This is a genomic window from Chitinophaga filiformis, assembly GCF_900102545.1.
Classification (GTDB): Bacteria; Bacteroidota; Bacteroidia; order Chitinophagales; family Chitinophagaceae; genus Chitinophaga; species Chitinophaga filiformis.
Genome location: NZ_FNBN01000001.1, coordinates 764,007 through 784,570 on the forward strand (window position 1 = coordinate 764,007; position 20,564 = coordinate 784,570).

At 46.2% G+C, this 20,564-nt stretch carries 11 protein-coding genes and 1 tRNA gene; 9 read left to right on the forward strand and 3 right to left on the reverse strand.

Features of this window, described 5'->3' with window-relative positions; translation table 11 throughout:
• Positions 1–85: 85 nt before the first annotated feature.
• Together BLR32_RS03150 and BLR32_RS03155 are read left to right on the forward strand one after the other, a co-directional pair.
• Complete coding sequence (locus BLR32_RS03150; protein WP_089828780.1) at positions 86–1,519, forward strand: AAA family ATPase; 1,434 nt, start codon at positions 86–88, stop codon at positions 1,517–1,519.
• Between the two features lie 315 nt (positions 1,520–1,834).
• A complete protein-coding gene (locus BLR32_RS03155) occupies positions 1,835–2,668 on the forward strand; it encodes a phosphatidylinositol-specific phospholipase C/glycerophosphodiester phosphodiesterase family protein (protein ID WP_089828781.1) in 834 nt (277 codons plus the stop codon).
• A gap of 130 nt (positions 2,669–2,798) precedes the next feature.
• Here the strand turns inward: BLR32_RS03155 and BLR32_RS03160 are convergent, their stop codons facing one another.
• A complete protein-coding gene (locus tag BLR32_RS03160; RefSeq protein WP_089828782.1) occupies positions 2,799–3,938 on the reverse strand; it encodes an ATP-binding protein in 1,140 nt (379 codons plus the stop codon).
• 305 nt (positions 3,939–4,243) lie between these two features.
• Positions 4,244–4,332, reverse strand: a tRNA-Ser gene (locus tag BLR32_RS03165).
• Between the two features lie 134 nt (positions 4,333–4,466).
• Here BLR32_RS03165 and BLR32_RS03170 point away from each other — a divergent pair.
• From BLR32_RS03170 to BLR32_RS03195, 5 genes are all read left to right on the forward strand, one after another.
• The gene (locus BLR32_RS03170) at positions 4,467–5,543 is read left to right on the forward strand and encodes a fatty acid desaturase family protein (protein WP_089828783.1); all 1,077 of its coding nucleotides are present in this window, start codon (positions 4,467–4,469) and stop codon (positions 5,541–5,543) included.
• A gap of 111 nt (positions 5,544–5,654) precedes the next feature.
• The gene (gene fabF / locus BLR32_RS03175; RefSeq protein WP_089828784.1) at positions 5,655–6,917 is read left to right on the forward strand and encodes a beta-ketoacyl-ACP synthase II; all 1,263 of its coding nucleotides are present in this window, start codon (positions 5,655–5,657) and stop codon (positions 6,915–6,917) included.
• 448 nt (positions 6,918–7,365) lie between these two features.
• Entirely contained in the window at positions 7,366–10,242 is a 2,877-nt protein-coding gene (uvrA, locus tag BLR32_RS03185) for an excinuclease ABC subunit UvrA (RefSeq protein WP_089828786.1), read from the forward strand.
• Positions 10,243–10,365: 123 nt separating this feature from the next.
• Positions 10,366–10,842 (forward strand): DUF6452 family protein, encoded by a 477-nt coding sequence (locus BLR32_RS03190; RefSeq protein ID WP_089828787.1) that lies wholly within the window; start codon positions 10,366–10,368, stop codon positions 10,840–10,842.
• Positions 10,808–11,689: a DUF6048 family protein gene (locus BLR32_RS03195; protein WP_089828788.1), complete on the forward strand. Its 882-nt coding sequence runs from the start codon at positions 10,808–10,810 to the stop codon at positions 11,687–11,689. The genes BLR32_RS03190 and BLR32_RS03195 overlap by 35 nt, the downstream gene beginning before the upstream one ends.
• Here BLR32_RS03195 and BLR32_RS03200 read toward each other — a convergent pair.
• Positions 11,686–12,141 (reverse strand): GNAT family N-acetyltransferase, encoded by a 456-nt coding sequence (locus BLR32_RS03200; protein ID WP_089828789.1) that lies wholly within the window; start codon positions 12,139–12,141, stop codon positions 11,686–11,688. The two genes, BLR32_RS03195 and BLR32_RS03200, sit on opposite strands and share 4 nt — an antisense overlap.
• 1,211 nt (positions 12,142–13,352) lie before the next feature.
• On the opposite strand from BLR32_RS03200, the gene BLR32_RS03205 reads away from it, so the two are divergent.
• Positions 13,353–14,849: an ATP-binding cassette domain-containing protein gene (locus BLR32_RS03205; protein WP_089828790.1), complete on the forward strand. Its 1,497-nt coding sequence runs from the start codon at positions 13,353–13,355 to the stop codon at positions 14,847–14,849.
• Between the two features lie 54 nt (positions 14,850–14,903).
• Entirely contained in the window at positions 14,904–20,501 is a 5,598-nt protein-coding gene (locus BLR32_RS03210; RefSeq protein WP_089828791.1) for an alpha-2-macroglobulin family protein, read from the forward strand.
• The last annotated feature ends 63 nt before the right edge of the window (positions 20,502–20,564 follow it).

Here is a 20,564-nt window from a genome sequence, read left to right on the forward strand (position 1 = left end):
ATAAGTTATGGCGGAATATAGATTTTTATATCTCGCCATAACTATATATTTTTATACAGTTTTGGCGAGATATAAATAATATACAATGGAACATCTCATAGGAAGAGAAGAAGAAAAAGCCATACTACAAAAAGCTTTATTATCTGATGAGGCTGAGTTGGTGGCTATATACGGCAGACGAAGAATTGGAAAAACTTTTCTGATCCGGAACTTTTACCAGAAGCAGATGATTTTTGAATTTTCAGGCGTCCATAATGCGACCTTGAGTGATCAACTGGCTAATTTCGCTCAGGCCCTTACACACTCAATGAAAAGTTTACCTGTTGAAACCCCGGTTAACTGGAGGCAGGCTTTTAGCCTGTTAGAAAGTTACGTAGCACCCCTTATAAAAAAGCAAAAACGAGTGCTATTCTTTGATGAATTTCCTTGGATACACACACCAAGGTCAGGCTTTATGCAGGCATTTGAGAATTTCTGGAACATGTGGGCTTCCCGGCAGGAAAACCTGGTTGTGGTAATCTGTGGGTCTGCTGCTTCATGGATGATACAGAAAGTAATTAATAACCGCGGAGGGCTTCATAACAGGGTAACACAAAGGATTCGCCTGTTACCTTTTAACCTTAGTGAGACGGAGGCCTATCTGAGTAGTAGAAAAGTAAAGCTGGATCAATATCAGTTATTGCAGCTTTACATGGCAATGGGTGGCGTTCCTTTATATCTTAAAGAAGTAAATATAGGAGAGAGTACAGCACAAGCATTAGATAGAACGTGTTTTAAAAAGAGCGGATTGTTGCATAATGAATTCAAAATACTATATCATTCATTATTTGAAGAAGCCGTGCATCACATGGATGTGATCAGGGCTTTAGCAGCCAAACCCGGCGGACTTACAAGGAATGAAATAATTGAAGTTTGCTCGTTGACATCCGGAGGAGGCACTACGCAGTTATTAGAGGAACTGTCAGAATCTGGATTTATTACGCCATATGTACCTTTCGAAAAAACTTCCCGGGACAGCATATATAAGCTAACAGATGAATATTCACTTTTTTACATAAAATTCATAGAGAACAGTAAATCACACGGAGCAGGCACCTGGATCAGGCTATCGGAAAGCACATCATGGAAAAGCTGGAGCGGGCTTGCATTCGAAAGTATATGTCTTAAACACGATCAACAGATAAAAAAAGCAATAGGAATAGCTGATGTTTATACCGAAGTATCTCCATGGCGCCATACTGCAGAAAAAAAGGAAGATGGAGCCCAAATAGACCTCCTTTTTGATAGGAAAGATAATTGTATCAATCTGTGTGAAATTAAATTTTCCCGTTTTGAATTTGTTATAGATAAAAAATACGCTGCTATACTAGAACAAAAGGAAAGGGTTTTCCGGCAGAAAACCAAAACCCATAAAACGCTTTTTTTTACTCTTATCACTACCTATGGTGCTAAAAAGAATGACAATTACGCTAACCTCATACAGAAAGAAATAACCATGGAGGCTTTATTCAAAGCGTAGCTACCGCCTCGGCTTACTTGTTCTACAACAAAAAAGCCCTCAAACCTCTCGAATTGCTGACGCCAACGCCATCCCCCACACAAGGCCCCCGCCTGGCCACTCAATTTAAAAATAACTTATGTAATATCATTGCTATGTTTTATCTTAACGATGTTTGGGGATACACAATCAATTAACGTTGGTATTTATGACCTACCCAGGATAGCTGCTAACATTAATTTAAGATTTCCATAACTATAATTTCACGAATGACCGGTAATTACCATTCATTCAAAAGGTAAGTTTGCGTAATATTTATTAAACCTACAACGTACAATGACTGCATTCAAAAAAATGGGGCCATTCAGCATATTTATGCTGTGGATGTCAATGCTTTTGCCCCAAATATCCCTATCACAACACGTAACTGTCCTTGAGAATGCATACGCTCATAATGACTATTGGCACAAGCGCCCTGTGTTCGATGCCCTGGACAATGGATTCACTTACATGGAGGCAGACATATACCTTAGGAAAGGGCAACTGGTGGTGGCGCATTTTTTACCTTCCTTACAGCCGTCCAGGACAATCGACAAATTATACCTTGATCCGTTGAAGTCTTTTTTCGAAAATGATACGATGGGGCTTACGCATCCGCCTATTACGCTGATGATAGATATAAAAAGTAGTCCGGAAAAAAGCTATCGCTCACTGGCGCTTTTGTTACAGAATTACAAACCGCTGTTGTCCTTTTATGAGAACGGAACACTATACAAACGTGCTATTACTGTTGTAATAACTGGCAGGAAACCTGTCTGGACGATAGCGCACCAGGATTGCAGGTATGTGTTTATTGATGAAAACCTCATACAAATGGCGAAGGAAAAAAATCCTGCAGATCTATGCCCCATCGCCAGTTGTCAATATAATCGGATAGTAGGCCGGAAGGGCCGGGAAACGATATCCAGGAAGGAAAAAGATGCGCTTTGCAGATATGTGCAAATAGCACATCAAAATGGCAAGAAAGTAAGATTGTGGGCCTCCCCTGAAGATGCCGGAGTCTGGAAAGAGCTGTTGAATTGTGGGGTAGACCTGATTAATACGGATAACCTGGTTGAACTGAAAACCTTTTTACTGAATAGATACCAGGACTTTGCCAGGACGAAGTAATTGGTACTGAAGATAAAAACCCACGATATTCCTCAAACAAAAGAGCCTTCGGATATATCTAAAGGCTCTTTATTGCTGAGGCCTGGAGGGGACAATTATCGAACCTTTTTACAGATGATTTATCTGAAATTCAGGGGATTGTTAAACCATTTACAAATTCCATATAATTAGTTCTGTTGATAATATTGGCTATACTATCAGGATAGGCATCCAAAAATGCTTTCGGAATTTTAGCTTTAGCCTTTTCATTCCACTTAAACTCCCATGCATAAAGTTTTCCTCCCGACTCTTCAATCAAGTCAACTTCCTGTTGTTGGTGAGTGCGCCAAAAATAAGCATTCACATAATGATTTGCATAATGATTAGCTTTCATTCTTTCGCTGACCAGAAAGTTCTCAAAGAGAGCGCCAATATCTTGCCTTAACTCTAGTGGGGAAAAATTCTTGATCAACGCATTTCTAATGCCATTATCATAGAAATATATCTTTTTCCCTTTTTTGATTTCATTACGCAGATTACGACTAAATCCGCCAATCTGAAATACCACAAAACACTTCTCCAATAGTTCAATATACCGATCAACTGTTTTATTATCGGTACCAATGGTTTGTCCTATTTCGTTATAAGAAATTTCGCTACCTACCTGTAACGCAATTGCTATCAGTAATCTTTCTAATAAGGCTGGTTTACGTACATCCTGTAATGAAAGTACATCCTTAAAAAGATAGTTATTAGACAATTCTAACAGGTTGGCTTGTGCATCTGTTGGGTAATTTACAATATCAGGATAAAATCCATATATCATACGTTGTTCAAGTAGCCTGTTTTCTTGTAGTATAGAGCTATTGGCTACCATTTCTGTAGTTGAGAAGGGATATAAATGATATTCCCGTTTACGACCTGTGAGGGGTTCATTGATTTCATTAGCCAACTCCAATGCTGAAGAACCAGTTGCAATGATCTGCACATTTTTGAAGTTATCAACAAGCAGTTTTAAGGTAACACCAATATTATTAACCCGTTGGGCTTCGTCTATTAATACTAGCGTATTATCTCCTATAAGCGATTTCAGAGATGTTGAACTTGCATTTGTCAATAATGGCCGAATATCAGGCTCATCACAATTCAAGTAAAGTACTTTTCCTTCCGCTTGTTCCATTATAGCCTGAAGTAAGGTCGTCTTGCCAACCTGTCTTGGACCAGTGATGATAATAGCTTTCCCTTTAAAAAGATTGCTAAGAATTTGATCATATATCGCTCTTTTAACCATTTAGGCAAAATTATTAACAAATATAAGGATCATAAACCTAAAATTCATATGAATACTAGGTTTATAATCCCTAAATTTTATCAAATTCTAGGTTTTCAGTATGCTAGTATGGGGCTTAAAATAAGCAAGCCGTTCTCTTTGATTGAAGACATTTATTATGTAATTGGAATAAAATATTATGTGGAAAGTGCAGCTATTTTGATGTGATGGCTGCTAAATTGACTGGGATAAATGTTCCTCAGATTCGATAATTCATTGAAAACAAAAAAGCCTCCAATCTTTCGACTTGAAGGCTTTAAAGCTTGCGGTGAGAGAGGGATTCGAACCCTCGGTACAGTTTAACCCGTACGACGGTTTAGCAAACCGTTCCTTTCGGCCACTCAGGCATCTCACCGAATCAATTTCCCCGTTAGGGGTTGCAAAAATAGGAATTATTCTAATTTATCCAAAAGTTTTTTAGAATAAGATTTATCCGATTTATTCGTTTAACTTAATATAACCAATGCGATCAGACCTAAACAACTGTTAATGAAAATATTCACAGGGGTACTCACCGATCCGGTATACATTAGCCCCGCCAGGCCAGACAATACTTTCCAGCGATTTTGTAAATCCTTGATCCGCGATGAACGCGACCTGCCCTTTGTTTATCTCACATTGGAACTGACACTTATATTATTGCCACTGGCAATCATTTTATATTTACCTGTGCCCGGATGGCTATGGTGGACCGCCGCCATTGCTTACCAGATTCTGAACAACTTCCGGTATAAAGGCTCCTTTGGTCTCATGCTCCATTGCACCAGCCATCGGGTGTTCTTTAAGAAGGAATACGGTTTTCTGAACCATTACCTCCCCTGGGTAATAGGACCACTCTTTGGACAAACACCCGAAACCTACTACAGCCATCATATCGGTATGCACCATCCGGAGAACAATATGCCGGACGACGAAAGCAGCACCATGGCCTACCAGCGTGACTCTTTCAGAGACTTCAGCAAATACCTGGCAAGTTTTGTATTTATGGGTATTGTCACCCTCTGCCAGTATTTTATCCGCAAGCACCGCCAGAAACTGATGGTCAGAGCCGCCAGGGGAGAGCTGCTCTTTTTCCTCGCCTGTATCGGACTCTCTTTCATCAACTTCCCGGCTACCCTAACGGTATTTATCATCCCCTTTGTGATCTCCCGGATCATTATGATGGTGGGCAACTGGGCACAACATGCCTTTATCGACGCCAACGAGCCCGACAACTCATATAAAAACAGTATTACCTGTATCAATACCAAATACAACCATAAATGCTGGAATGACGGCTACCACATCAGCCATCACGTAAAACCCTCCATGCACTGGACAGAACATCCGCACTATTTCCGGAAAACACTACCAGAGTATATTGCCAACGACGCTATCGTATTTGACGGTATCCACTTCCTGCACGTCTGGCTTTACCTCATGGGGAAACGCTACGACCTCCTGGCCAGGAATTTTGTGAATATTGGCAACAGATTCAACTCAGATGAGGAAATTATTGCTTTTCTGAAGGCCCGGACACAAAAAATAGACGTGGCCGCCGTGCCGGCAACCAGCGCCGTAGCCTGATAAATTGCTCCCTTTTTATTTATATGACACATAAATCTTATGAATATGCGTAATCATAAGAATAAGTGACTAAATTTGCGCTCTAACTTTCGATTTTAAAGTCAAAGCATTATGCGCACTGTTACGTTAAAAAGGGTTGTGGTTACCGGGCTGGGGGCCTTAACGCCTATCGGAAACGATGTAAACACATTCTGGAATAGTCTGAAATCTGGTACCGGTGGTGCTGGTCCTATTACCCGTTTCGACACTACGGAGTTTAAAACTAAGTTCGCCTGCGAACTGAAGGGTTTCGATATAGAAAAATTCATGGAGAAGAAGGAAGCCCGTAAAATGGACATGTTTACGCAATATGCCATGGTAGCTGCCCAGGAAGCTGTTGAACATGCAGGCCTCCACCTGGATGGTGTGGACAAGACACAAATCGGTGTGATCTGGGCGTCTGGTAACGGTGGTATGCAAACCTTCGAAGACCAGATCGTTGAATTTGCCCAGGGCAACTTCGTTCCTAAATTCAATCCTTTCTTTATTCCCAAACTGATCTCCGATATCGCAGCAGGTCAGATCTCCATGAAATATGGTTTCATGGGTGTGAACTACTGTACTGTATCTGCCTGCGCTTCTTCCAGCAGTGCACTGGTAGATGCTTTCAACTATATCCGCCTGGGTAAGGCCAACGCTATCGTAGCTGGTGGCTCCGAAGCACCTGTTACCCGCGCAGGTATTGCCGGTTTCAATGCCCTCAAGGCACTGTCTACCCGCAATGACGATCATGCTACCGCTTCCCGTCCGTTTGACGCTGACCGTGATGGTTTCGTAATGGGCGAAGGCGCTGGCGCCATCATCCTGGAAGAGTATGAGCACGCAGTGAAAAGAGGTGCTACCATCTATGCAGAAATGGTAGGTGGCGCTATGACCGCTGACGCTTATCACCTCACCGCTACCCATCCTGAAGGCCTCGGTGCCCGCCTGGGTATGCAAAGAGCCCTGGAAGATGCTGATCTGAAACCTGAAGATGTTGATTATATCAACGCACACGCTACCTCTACCCCGCTGGGTGATGTTAGCGAACTGAAAGGTATCACCGGCGTGTTCGGCGATCATATCACCAAACTGAACATCAGCGCTACCAAATCAATGACCGGTCACCTGCTGGGTGCTGCCGGCGCAATTGAAGCGATCGCTTGTATCAAGGCAACACAGTTCGACCTGGTACCTCCAACCATCAATACCTCCACATTGGGTGAAGGTATCCCTACCAACCTGAACCTGACCCTCGGTAAGGCACAGGAACGTACGGTAAATGTTGCTATGAGCAATACCTTCGGTTTTGGTGGTCACAACGCGATCGTAATATTCAAAAAATACAAGGCTTAATCGGCCAGACCATATTATAATGAAAAGAGCGAATTACAGCAGTAATTCGCTCTTTTCATATCTGCTTCGCTGTTGGTCCGAATTGCCACAGGTCCAACTTAAAGGTATAGCAAAGCCATATCAAAGGCATGGTAAAGGCATGGATAAAGCGTACTTTTTCCTTCGGATAAAATCTGGTACAGTATCACCGATAAAACAACTCCCACACCTACCGCTAAATAGAGCCGGGGCGACCAAAATTCACCAGATTATCTGTAGGGTTCTTCCTCCTCAAGACAAATTTTTCGCATACACTATACACCTACCCGTTTCTCACTTGAATTGACAGTCAATCTGTTACTACTCAGCCTCACTAAAATTTTTAGTAAACTCGTAATTATGCCGTAGTTTAGTAGTCTAAATTAGTCCGTGGTACCTCTTCCGATGGACCTCGGCTTTTTAAACCGATATGGCAAAGAAGAAAGAGAATGTAATAACGCCCGACCCGGCACCGGTCACGGCAGATGACCATATAGCAGTGTTTGGCGCCAGGTCACATAACCTGAAAAACCTGGACCTGCAGTTACCCAAGAATAAACTGGTAGTCATTACAGGCATCAGCGGAAGCGGAAAATCCTCCCTTGCGTTCGATACTATTTATGCCGAAGGACAAAGGCGATACATGGAGAGCTTCTCCGCCTACGCCCGCCAGTTTATCGGTGATATGGAAAGACCTGACGTGGATAAGATCACCGGCCTTTCCCCGGTAATCTCCATCGAACAGAAAACGACCAACAAAAACCCCCGTTCTACGGTGGGTACCATCACGGAGATCTATGACTTCCTCCGTCTGCTCTACGCACGTGTAGGCGTTGCCTATTCATATAATACCGGCAAACGCATGACCCGTTTCTCCGAAGAAGAGATCCTGGACCATGTGTTCAAAAACTACCCGAAGAAAAAGCTGGTCATACTAGCTCCGCTGATCCGTGGCCGTAAAGGACACTACCGCGAGCTGTTCGAACAACTCCGTAAACAGGGCTACCTCAAAGTACGCGTCAACGGTGAGATCCTTGACCTGAAAGAACGTATGCAGGTAGACCGTTACAAGATCCATGACATTGAACTGGTGGTGGACCGCATCCAGGTACAGGATGATGCCCGCACCCGTATCAGCCAGAGCGTGCAGAAAGCCCTCCAGATGGGTAAAGGCCTGCTCTTTATCATGGACAACGACAGCGGAAAAGTCAGCCAGTACAGTAAACAACTGATGTGTGAGGACACCGGCCTTTCCTACGAAGAGCCATCTCCCAACACTTTCTCCTTTAACTCTCCCTACGGAGCCTGCCCCCGCTGTAAAGGTCTGGGTACCATCTACCAGGTAGATATGGATGCCATCATCCCGGATAATTCCGTTTCTATCAACGACGGAGGCCTTGCGCCCCTCGGTGAAGCCCGTGATACCTTTACCTTCAAACAGGTACAGCAGCTGGCCCGTAAACATAAATTCTCCCTGACAGCACCTATCTCCGAACTGCCGCAGAAGACATTAAACCTCCTGCTGTTCGGCGACGAGAACGGTAAGCTGGAAATGGACATGGAGTTTGGCGACAGTGCAGAAGAAGCTTACAATAACGAATTTGAAGGGGTGATCAACACCGTACGCCGCTATTTCAACGATACCTCCTCCGATGCTGTACGCAACTGGGCAGAAAGCTTCATGAAGCTGCACTCCTGCCCGGAATGTAATGGCACCCGCCTGAAAAAGGAGAGCCTCTTCTTTAAAGTGGATGAGAAGAATATCGCGGAACTGGGCAGTATGGACCTCGACAAATTACAGGTCTGGTTCAAAGACATTGAGAAGCGCCTGGATAAGAAGCAGAACGTCATTGCCAAAGATATCCTCAAAGAGATCCGTGAGCGTCTGGGCTTCCTGCTCAATGTAGGCCTGAACTATCTCACCCTCTACCGCTCCACCCGTACACTGAGTGGCGGCGAGAGTCAGCGTATACGCCTGGCTACACAGATAGGCTCCCAGCTGATGGGGATTACTTACATACTGGATGAACCCAGTATCGGACTTCACCAGCGGGATAACATGCAACTGATCGATGCCCTCCGCAACCTGAAAGAGATGGGCAACACAGTAATCGTAGTGGAACATGACAAAGACATCATGCTGCACGCCGATTACCTGGTGGACATTGGTCCCGGAGCCGGTGTACACGGTGGCCAGATCATCGCTCAGGGCACACCTACTCATATATTAAAAATGGACACGCCTACCGCCGGTTACCTGAACGGGAAACGGGTAGTACCAGTACCTGCCGAACGCCGTAAAGGCAATGGTAAGGCCCTGGAACTGAAAGGCGCCACCGGTAATAACCTGAAAAACGTCAGCGTGAAATTCCCGCTCGGGGTATTCATCTGCGTTACAGGCGTATCCGGTAGTGGAAAGTCCACCCTGATCAACGAAACATTGTACCCTATCCTCAGTAAACATGCCTACGACTCCAAACTGGAGCCGATGCCTTACAAAAGCATCAAAGGCCTGGAGAACATCGATAAGGTAATAGAAATAGACCAGTCCCCGATCGGACGTACTCCCCGGAGCAACCCTGCTACTTACTGCGGATTCTTTACAGACATCCGTCAGCTGTTCTCCCAGGTACCGGAAGCCAAGATCAGGGGTTACAATGCAGGCCGTTTCTCCTTCAATGTGAAAAGCGGACGCTGTGATGTTTGTGAAGGCGGCGGCATGCGCGTGATTGAAATGAACTTCCTCCCGGATGTATACGTACACTGCGAGAAATGTAACGGACGCCGCTACAACAGGGAAACACTTGAAATCCGGTATAAAGGGAAATCCATTTCCGACGTACTGGATATGACCGTAGATGAAGCAGTGGAGTTCTTCCAGCCTGTCAACTACATCTACCGCAAGGTTAAAACGCTCCAGGATGTGGGCTTAGGCTACATCACCCTGGGACAATCGGCAGTAACACTTTCCGGTGGGGAAGCCCAGCGCGTGAAGCTGGCTACTGAACTGTCCAAGAAAGATACCGGCAAGACCATCTACATCCTGGACGAGCCTACTACAGGTCTTCATTTCCAGGATATCCAGCTGCTCCTGAACGTTCTCAATAAACTGGTAGACCGGGGTAATACCGTACTGGTAATTGAACATAACCTGGACGTGATCAAAATGGCCGATCATATTATCGACCTGGGGCCTGAAGGAGGCGGCGGTGGAGGTACGATCCTCTGCAGCGGTACACCTGAAGAAGTGGCTAACTGTAAAGACAGCCATACCGCCCGATTCCTGAAGCTGGAACTGAAAAATTAACAGCCGGCACACCATTTTATTATTGGCGCCTTCTCAGGCACATATGATATAGCCGCTTTCTGGGGGTGATTAATTTCACCTGCGGAAAGCGGAACTTGTAAAGGGAACTCGTAATTTGCAGGCATGAAATACATTTCTGGGATTATAGCAATACTGCTGTTGTCAGTATTTGCGGCCTGTGAAGATGAAACCAAAAGTTGTGACCAGACCCTGATCAGTGATCTGGGCATGAACTTTAAGAAGGACACATTGCAAGGCTTTTTAGTGAAAGATACCATCTGGCCAAAGGTGACCCTGTTTGCACTGGGAAAAGACTCAATCGTCAGGAACGTGCCAAGATCGAGCGTGTTTATGTCTTTAGACCCACTGGCAGATAGCAGCAGGTTTTACCTGAAACTGGATTCCACTATGGTTCCCGACACCCTGACCTTCCGGTATAAAAGGAAACAGAACTTTGTGTCGCCAGGATGTGGATTTGCCACCTTCTTTACCCTCGATACGGTGATTACCACCTATAACACCATCGACTCTTTACATATTAATAACAGGGAAGTAAACAGCACGAATGATACGCACATTTCTTTATTCTTTATCTATTAGTCTGGCCGGCCTGCTCACACAAGCTGCTCAGGCTCAGGTAAAACCTGCGGGAGATACCAGTATCAAAAAAACGGCTGTTGATACCACCGCCCGAAAACCTGCGCAACGTCCGCCGGTAACAGCTGCCCCCACCAAAAAGGCAGTGGATACATCCGGTCCCAGGACAGCGCAACGTCCGACGGCAGCCCCTGTTCCGGCAAAGAAACCGGATTCCATCTATTACGTTCCCGGCGGCCTCCGTCTAGGTATAGACATCAGCCGCTTTGCACTGCACTTCTTCCAGCCCTACAGAACTGACGTAGCGGTACAGGCAGACGTACGCCTCAATAAAAAGCTCTATGGCGCTTTCGAAGTCGGCTACAACCGTACCTCTCACAGCGACAGCAGCTATACTTATAAAGGCAGTGGCGCATATGCCACCGTTGGGATAGACTATGATTTCCTGAAAAAGAAAGATCCCAGTGATAAAAATATGGTATACGGCGGTATCCACTATGGCTTTGCCCGAAATACCTACGAAGTTCCTGCCTACAATATCCACAATAAATACTGGGATTCTGAAACGCCCGGCTCATTCCCTAAAACAAACATGACCGCCCACTGGATCGAGCTGACATTCGGTATGAGAGTAGAAGCGCTCCCTAATTTCTTCCTGGGATGGGCAGTACGGGAAAAGATCATGGTCAGCAACAATGCAGTTGAAGGGTTTGATCCTATTATTATTCCGGGTTTTGGCAGCGGCTCCAAGAGTTCGCAGTTCGATATGACCTATACGGTATCTTATTACCTGCCACTGTACAAACTAAAGATCCGCGAATCCCGGGAGCCTAAAAAGAAGAAGGACTAAACTTCCCTGATCATTTCAATATGTGGGATGTTATCTTCCAGGTACATCTCACTGCTTTGTTTAAAGCCTAAAGAAGCGTAGAACTTCTCCAGGTACTGCTGTGCGCCTATTTTGATAGGCACTTTACCGAACCGCTCTTCCACTACGGCAATAGAATGTTCCATCAGCTTTTTGCCAATACCAGTTCTCCGGGCGCGGGGAGAAGTCACCACCCTTCCAATGGAACACATATCAAACTTGATCCCCGGACCAAACACACGGGTATAGGCAACCAGTTCATTCTCCAGCTCATCATCAAATCCCATGATATGCACAGCCAGCTGGTCGGCATTATCCATATCCTGGAAAACGCAGTTCTGTTCCACCACAAACACCTCGCTCCTCAGGCGTAATAATGCGTATAACTCCTGCGTCGTTAACTCTTCAAACGTCTTGGTAATCCAATGTATCATAAGATTGTTGTTTATTGATTTGAGCCTTCTTCCCAATTGCAAACGGGCCTATATAATAATGCCACCCTCCTTCATAAAAAATCGCGTGTCTACAACAAATGTAATTAACAAAACATAATAGGACGCCGTCAGGTGTCCCGTTGTTTGTAGCGCGGGGTTGAAAACCCCGGGGACGAAAAATAATTGCAGGCCCCGGATTGAATAATGACGTTTCCCCGGGGTTGTTGTGTGGGTTTTCAACCCCGGGAACGACAACAAACACAACAAATACCAAATGCTACAATAAAAAATAATTAACAAAACACAATAGGACTCCGTCAGGTGTCCCGTTGTTTGTAGCGCGGGGTTGAAAACCCCGGGGACGAAAAATAATTGCAGGCCCCGGATTGAATAATGACGTTTCCCCGGGGTTGTTGTGCGGGTTTTCAACCCCGGGAACGACAACAAACACAACAAATACCAAATGCTACAATAAAAAATAATTAACAAAACACAATAGGACTCCGTTAGGAGTCCCGTTGTTTGTAACGCGGGGTTGAAAACCCCGGGGACGAAAAATAATTGCGGGCCCCGGATTGAATAATAACGTTTCCCCGGGGGTGTTGTGCGGGTTTTTTACCCCAGGAACGACAACAAACACAACAAATACCAAATCCCACAATAAAAAATAATTAACAAAACACAATAGGACTCCGGTAGGAGTCCCGTTGTTTGTAGCGCGGGGTTGAAAACCCCGGGTATGAAAAATGATTGGGGCCCCGGATTGAATAATGACGTTCCCCCGGGGGTGTTGTGCGGGTTTTCTACCCCGGGAACGGCAACAAACAACAAATACCAAATCCCACAATAAAAAATAATTAACAAAACACAATAGGACTCCGTTAGGAGTCCCGTTGTTTGTAGCGCGGGGTTGAAAACCCCGGGATAATGATAACGTTCCCCCGTTGTTTGTTGCGCGGTTCGCCCCCGGTAACGGCAACAAACACAACAAATACCTAATCCCACAATAAAAAATAATTAACAAAACACAATAGGACTCCGTTAGGAGTCCCGTTGTTTGTAGCGCGGGGTTGAAAACCCCGGGATAATGATAACGTTCCCCCGTTGTTTGTTGCGCGGTTCGCCCCCGGTAACGGCAACAAACAACAAATACCAAATCCCACAATAAAAAATAATAAATTAGCCCTCGAATTTCGAGAAACAGCAACATTATGAGTACCCATGCCATTCCATTCCTATCACTTGAGCACATCACTGTTCGTTACCTGGATAAAACCCTTTTCACCGGTCTGGACTGGCATATCAATACAGGAGAACAATGGGCGATCACCGGCCCCAGTGGCTCCGGTAAATCCGCCCTTCTCAGTACAATAGCAGGAAAGTTCAATGTGATCAATGGCAGTATACATCATCATTTCAGCGAAACTTACCGCCAGCAGCATACCATCACCGACCCATATTTCAGTTACCGCGACCTGCAGGCATTGGTAGGACACCACCATACCTTCAGAAACCGCTCCAATACCACCACAGACTTCTACTATCAGCAGCGGTTCAATAGCATGGACTCTTCAGACGCACCTACCGTACGGGAATACCTCTACGGAGAATCCGGCGGTACGCCTGAACAGACGCCCATCCTGGAACCACTGAAGATCCCGGCATTGATGGATAAAGAGCTGATCAAGCTCTCCAACGGAGAAACCCGCCGTGTGATGATTGCAAAATCATTGTTAAAACAGCCGGTATTGCTGATGCTGGACAATCCTTTCAGTGGTTTGGACGTTCAAACGAGAAAGCACTTCAGTGACATGGTGAACAGGATCATTGCCGGAGGTACGACCGTATTGCTGGTCACTTCCCCTACGGAAATACCGGAAAATATCACCCATGTCCTGACATTGGAAGAAGGCCGTATAACAGGGAAGTACACACGGGAAGAATACCTGAAAATACCTCAGGCAACTACTACCCAAAGCTGGCAGGTAGACGAAGAAAAGATAAGGGCGATTGTGAAAAACACGCCGTCTCCATATGAAACCATCATCAGGATGGAGCACATAAAAGTACAGTATGGCGAACATTTGATCCTCGACGATGTTAACTGGATAGTAAAGCCTAATGAAAAATGGGCTTTGCTCGGTCATAACGGCGCAGGGAAATCGACCCTGCTAAGCCTGATCAATGGCGATAATCCACAGGCTTATGCACAGGAACTGTACCTGTTTGACCGGAAGAGAGGTAGCGGAGAAAGCATCTGGGATATTAAAAAGAAGATAGGCTTTGTATCACCCGAATTACACCAATACTTCCAGGCCGGCAGTAATTGCCTGCAGGTAGTAGTATCAGGCTTCTTTGATATTATCGGTAGCAACCGCCAGGGCACTGCTGAACAACAGGAACACGCCGCTGCGTGGATGGATATACTGGACATTGCATCATATGCAAACCAGGCTTTTAAAGGAGTTCCCGAAAGTGTACAGCGACTGACCCTCCTGGCCCGCGCCCTGGTAAAAGAACCCCCATTGCTCATTTTCGATGAACCCTGCCAGGGATTGGACCAGCAACAAAAGGATCATTTCAAACATGTTATCGATATCCTATGTGGTGTGATGGATCTGACCCTTATATTCGTTACGCACTACCAGGAAGAAATTCCGGCAGCAGTTACCAATGTCTTGAAACTGGAAAGGGGAAGATCCATATAATAAAATTCTTATACATTTAGTTTACCTTTATATCTTAAACAGCATTTAAACCTCATGGGTCCCAAAAAACGCCTGGCGGTCGTCTCCGCCTTCGCTGTGTGCCTGCTCATTACTTGCATCACAGCCTGTAAAAACACGAAAACAGTCATGAACCCTGCCCTGGCAAAGTACATTGAAGCCTATACCGCCGGGGTTATTTCGAGGCAAAGTACAATCCGGGTACAACTGACGAACAATGTGAATGTTACTCATACACAGAATGAACCTGTGGAAGAGGAACTCTTCGATTTCAGCCCCAATATCAAAGGAAAGGCTTACTGGGTAGATGCCACTACAGTCGAGTTCAGGCCCGATGCCAATCTCGAACCCGGCAAAAACTACAAGGCTACCTTTAAACTGGGTAAGGTCATGAAGGTGGAAAAAGATCTGAAGGAGTTCGACTTCGAATTCCTCGTTATCAAGCCATCGTATGCCATAGAAGAGTATGGCCTGAAAGCGGCAGGCAGCAATGTCCTGAATAAAATGACCTTCTCGGGTGCTATCAGTACCGCCGATAACGAAGATCCACAAAAGATCGAAAAGGTAGTCAACGCTACCTATGAGGGTAAAAAAGTGGCCATTACCTGGCAGCATAATGCGGCAGATAAAGTATCTACGTTCACCATCGAAAACCTGGTACGTGCAGACAAAGGCAATGGCTCCCGTAAACTTGAACTGATCTGGGACGGTAAACCACTGAATGTGGACCTCTCCGGTAAGAAGACAGTAGAAGTACCTGCTATCTCCGACTTTAAAGTATTGGACGTACGTGCAGTAGCTGAAACAGAACAATACGTACTCGTACAGTTCTCCGACCCTGTCAGCGTAGCACAGACACTGGACGGTCTGATCGGTGTGAGCGGCGTAAGCGATCTCCGCTTCTCTATTGAAGGAAGTGAGGTGAAAGTGTTCGCCCCAAAAAGACTGGAAGGAGACTATAACGTGGTGGTAAATGAAGGTATCCTGAATGTGGCCGATAGCAAACTGGAACAAAGCTTCTCTGCGAATATCGTCTTCGAAAATACCCAGCCTTCCGTGACCATCCCCGGCAAAGGAGTGATACTACCGGAAAGCAATAAACTGGTGATGCCTTTTGAAGCAGTGAACCTAAGTGCTGTAGACGTTACCATCATCAAGATCTACGAGAACAATATCCCACAATATTTACAACAGAATGGACTGGACGGTAACGCGGAATTACGCCGTGTTGGTCGTCCCGTAGTGGAAAAGACCATCCGCCTGGATGCTGATAAATCACTCAACCTCCACAAACGCAACCGCTTCTACCTGGATATGGAGAAACTGCTGCGTACCGAACCGGGAGCTATTTACCGTGTAACCATCGGTTTCCGGAAGTCCTATTCCCTCCTGGGATGTTCTTCCACCGAAACTGCAACTGAAAACAACAGCGGTGAAGGAGAAAGTGATGAAGAATACTATGGTGGCTATTACGGTAACGAAAAGGTAGATGAAGACGATGATTTCTGGCGCCGTTACGATAGCTACTACCCATATGGTTATTCCTGGGATGAGCGTGATAACCCATGCGCCAATTCTTACTACAATAAAGACAGATGGGCTTCCCGCAACGTCTTCTCCTCTAATATCGGCCTTACCGCCAAAAGAGGAAATGACAACAGCATGCTGATTGCCGTAACAGATATCCGCGATACCAAACCAATGATCGGTGTTGAACTGGAACTGCTCGACTACCAGAACCAGGTTATCTTCAAGACCAAGAGTGATGGTGACGGTCTGGCTACTTTCGATTTGAAACGCAAGCCTTACCTCCTCATCGCTAAAAAAGATGATGAAAGAGGATACCTGAAACTGGATGATGGTAACTCACTGCCACTCGGTCGTTTTGATGTAAAAGGTGAAGAAGTACAGAGCGGTATCAAAGGCTTCCTGTATGGCGAACGTGGTGTATGGCGCCCCGGCGATACCCTGTTCCTGACCTTCATCCTGGAAGATAAACAACAGAAACTGCCACCTAATCACCCGGTAACACTGGAACTGTACAATCCTAAAGGACAGTTATACAGACAGCTGAACGGACTGCAGTCGGTAAATGGTTTCTACCGCTTTACAACAGCTACTTCTCCGGATGATCTGACTGGTAACTGGACGGCGAAAGTAAAGGTAGGTGGTGCCGTATTTACCAAAAACCTCCGCATAGAAACTGTTAAGCCAAACAGGCTGAAAATAGATCTCAACTTTGGCAGGAATACAACGCTCTCAAAGACCTCTCCGACTGAAGGTACACTGAATGCCCGCTGGTTATTCGGCGCAGCTGCACAGAACCTGAAAGCGAAGGTGGATGTATCCCTGACACAGCAGACTACCAGCTTTAAGAACTTTAAGGATTACCACTTCGATGATCCGATCACTCACTTCGAAGCTGAAAGCAAGACCATCTTTGAAAGCAGCCTGGGCGAGAATGGTACCGCACCTGTAAAGGTAGACCTGCCATTGGGTAAACTGGCTCCTGGTCAGCTGAAGGCCAGCTTTGAGATCAAAGTATTTGAACCAGGTGGCGATTTCAGTATTGACCACTTCTCCATGCCATACAATCCGTTTGCATCTTATACCGGTATCAGAATGCCGGAAGGCGATCGTATGACAGGTATGCTGCTGACCGATAAAGCACATCCTATCAGCATTGTGAACGTAGATGAAAATGGTAATCTGCTGAGCGGTAACCAGGAAGTACAGGTAGAACTGTACAAGATCCGCTGGCGCTGGTGGTGGGACGAGAACAGTGAAGATGAATTCAGCAACTTCACACAGGATAGCTACAACCAGCTGCTGAAGAAAGAAACAATGACCCTGCACGGTGGTAAAGGCACCTGGAACCTTCAGATTGCCTACCCTGACTGGGGGCGCTACCTCGTACGTGTAAAAGACCTGAAGAGCGGTCATACCAGCGGTCAGGCAGTGTATATCGACTGGCCGGGATGGGCAGAAAGGGTGCAGAAAGAGAATCCTTCTGAAGCCTCTATGCTGGTGTTTACATCAGATAAAAGCCAGTACAACGTAGGTGATGATATCACACTCACCATTCCGAGCAGCGAAGGCGGCCGCGGGCTGGTCAGCATCGAATCCGGCAGCAAGGTGTTGAAAACCTTCTGGATCGATACACAGAAAGGCCAGACCGTTTACAAGTTCAAGGCAGAGAAAGAAATGGCGCCAAACATTTATGTGAACGTCAGCCTGCTGCAAAAACATGCCAATACCAAAAACGATCTGCCTATCCGCATGTACGGCGTGATCCCGATCACCATCGATGATGCGAATACCGTATTAAAACCGGTGATCACCATGCCTGACAAACTGGAACCTGAACAGAATGCCAGCATCACTGTATCTGAAGCCAACGGAAAGGCAATGACCTATACCATTGCACTGGTAGATGAAGGCCTGCTGGACCTGACCCGTTTCAAAACACCTGATCCGCACAGTGCTTTTTACGCACGTGAAGCGCTGGGTGTGAAAACATGGGATCTGTTTGACTATGTGATCGGTGCATGGGGTGGCGACTTAGAACGTATCCTGAGCATTGGTGGTGACGAAGGACTGAATAAAAATGCAGGTAATGCAAAAGCGAACCGCTTCAAACCTGTTGTATTATACATGGGTCCATTCACACTGAAAGGTGGCAAACAAACCCATAACTTCAAACTGCCTCCATATGTAGGCTCTGTGAAAGCAATGGTAGTAGCAGGTCAGGATGGTGCTTACGGTGCTGCTGAAAAAGTAGTAGCTGTGAAGAAACCACTCATGCTGCTGACCACACTGCCACGTGTACTGGGACCTTCAGAAACTATCCAGTTACCGGTAACCGTATTCGGACTGGAAAACAATATCCGCTCTGCGAAAGTAACGCTGGCTACCAGCGCGCTGCTGGAAGTGGTGGGTGAGCGTACCAAGACGGTTACCTTCGCTCAGCCGGGAGAGCAGATCGTTTACTTTGATGTGCGTGTAAGACCACAGGTAGGTATCGCAAAAGTGAAAGTGACTGCTACCAGCGGCGCTGCGAAAGCAGAGGATGAAACCGAGCTGGAAATACGTAATCCGAACCCGGTAATTACCACTGTACAGGAAACAACCCTGCAGGCGGGTCAGAGCTGGAGCGCTACCTATAAACCTGCTGGTATGGCCGGTACCAATACCGGTGTGCTGGAAGTATCTACTATTCCTGCACTGAACCTGGCGAAACGACTGAATTACCTGATCCAGTATCCGCATGGATGTGTGGAACAAACCACCTCCAGCGTATTCCCTCAACTGGCGTTGAACCAGCTGATGGACCTGAAACAGGGTGAACTGGCGAATATTGACCGTAATATCAAAGCTGGTATCAACCGCCTGAAAGGCTTCCAGACTTCCGATGGAGGTATGAGCTACTGGCCGGGAGAAGGACAGTCGGACGAGTGGGGCACGAACTATGCCGGTCACTTCCTGCTGGAAGCACAGGCGAAAGGCTATGAATTGCCGGCCGGCATGCTGGACCAGTGGAAGAAATACCAGCGTAACAAAGCTGGTTCATGGGCGCCGTCCACTACCAACTTCTATGGTGGCGATCTGACACAGGCTTATCGTCTGTACCTGCTGGCACTGGCCAAGGTGCCTGAACTGGGTGCGATGAACCGCCTGAAAGAATTCAAGTACCTGTCTAACGAAGCGAAATGGAGACTGGCAGCAGCTTATAAACTGTCTGGTCAGCCGGAATTGGCCAATACCCTGGTAAGAACATTACCTACAGATGTGAAACCATACAATCAACTGGGTGGCACCTTCGGTTCCGACCTGCGTGATAAAGCTATGATACTGGAAACGCTCACCATCCTGGGGCAGCGTACACGTGCAAACGAGCTGCTGAAACAGATAGCGTCTAACCTTGCACAGGATAGCTGGTACAGTACACAGACCACCGCTTATGCGCTGATCGCTGTTGCCAAATATTGTGGTGTGAACAGCAGTGGCAATAAGATGACCTTCAGCTATACGCTGAATGGCGCCAGCAATACTGTCAACGGTAGCTCTTATGTAGCCCAGGTGCCTGTTAGCTTCGCCAGCATGGCAGATGGCAGCGTAAGCATCCAGAACAAAGGACAGAATGTGTTGTATACCCGCCTCATTCTCCAGGGTCGTCCGGATGCTGGCCAGGAACCCAATGTGCCTAACAATCCTGATGTACTGGATATCCAGGTGAAATATAGCACCCGTGATGGTAAAGTCCTCGATCCGGCTTCCCTGCGTCAGGGAGCAGACTTCCTGGCAACTGTCACCATCCGCAATCCGGGTAAACGCGGCTATTACGAGCAGATGGCTTTGACGGAGATATTCCCAAGTGGATGGGAGATCATCAATACCCGTCTGATGGACAATGACAGCACCTTCCGTTCATCACCATATACCTACAAGGATATCCGTGATGACAGAGTGTACACTTACTTTAATATTGAAGAAAACAAAACACGCACTTACAACGTGCTGCTGAATGCGGCCTACCTCGGCCGTTATTACCTGCCAGCCGTATCCTGCGAAGCAATGTATGACAATACCATACACGCCTTCCTGCCGGGCAAGTGGGTGGAAGTAACGAAATAAAGATTTAACAACTGACTGCCGTTTAGTGAAGCAAGAGGGATAGCGCTCCTGATTGTTTTGCTA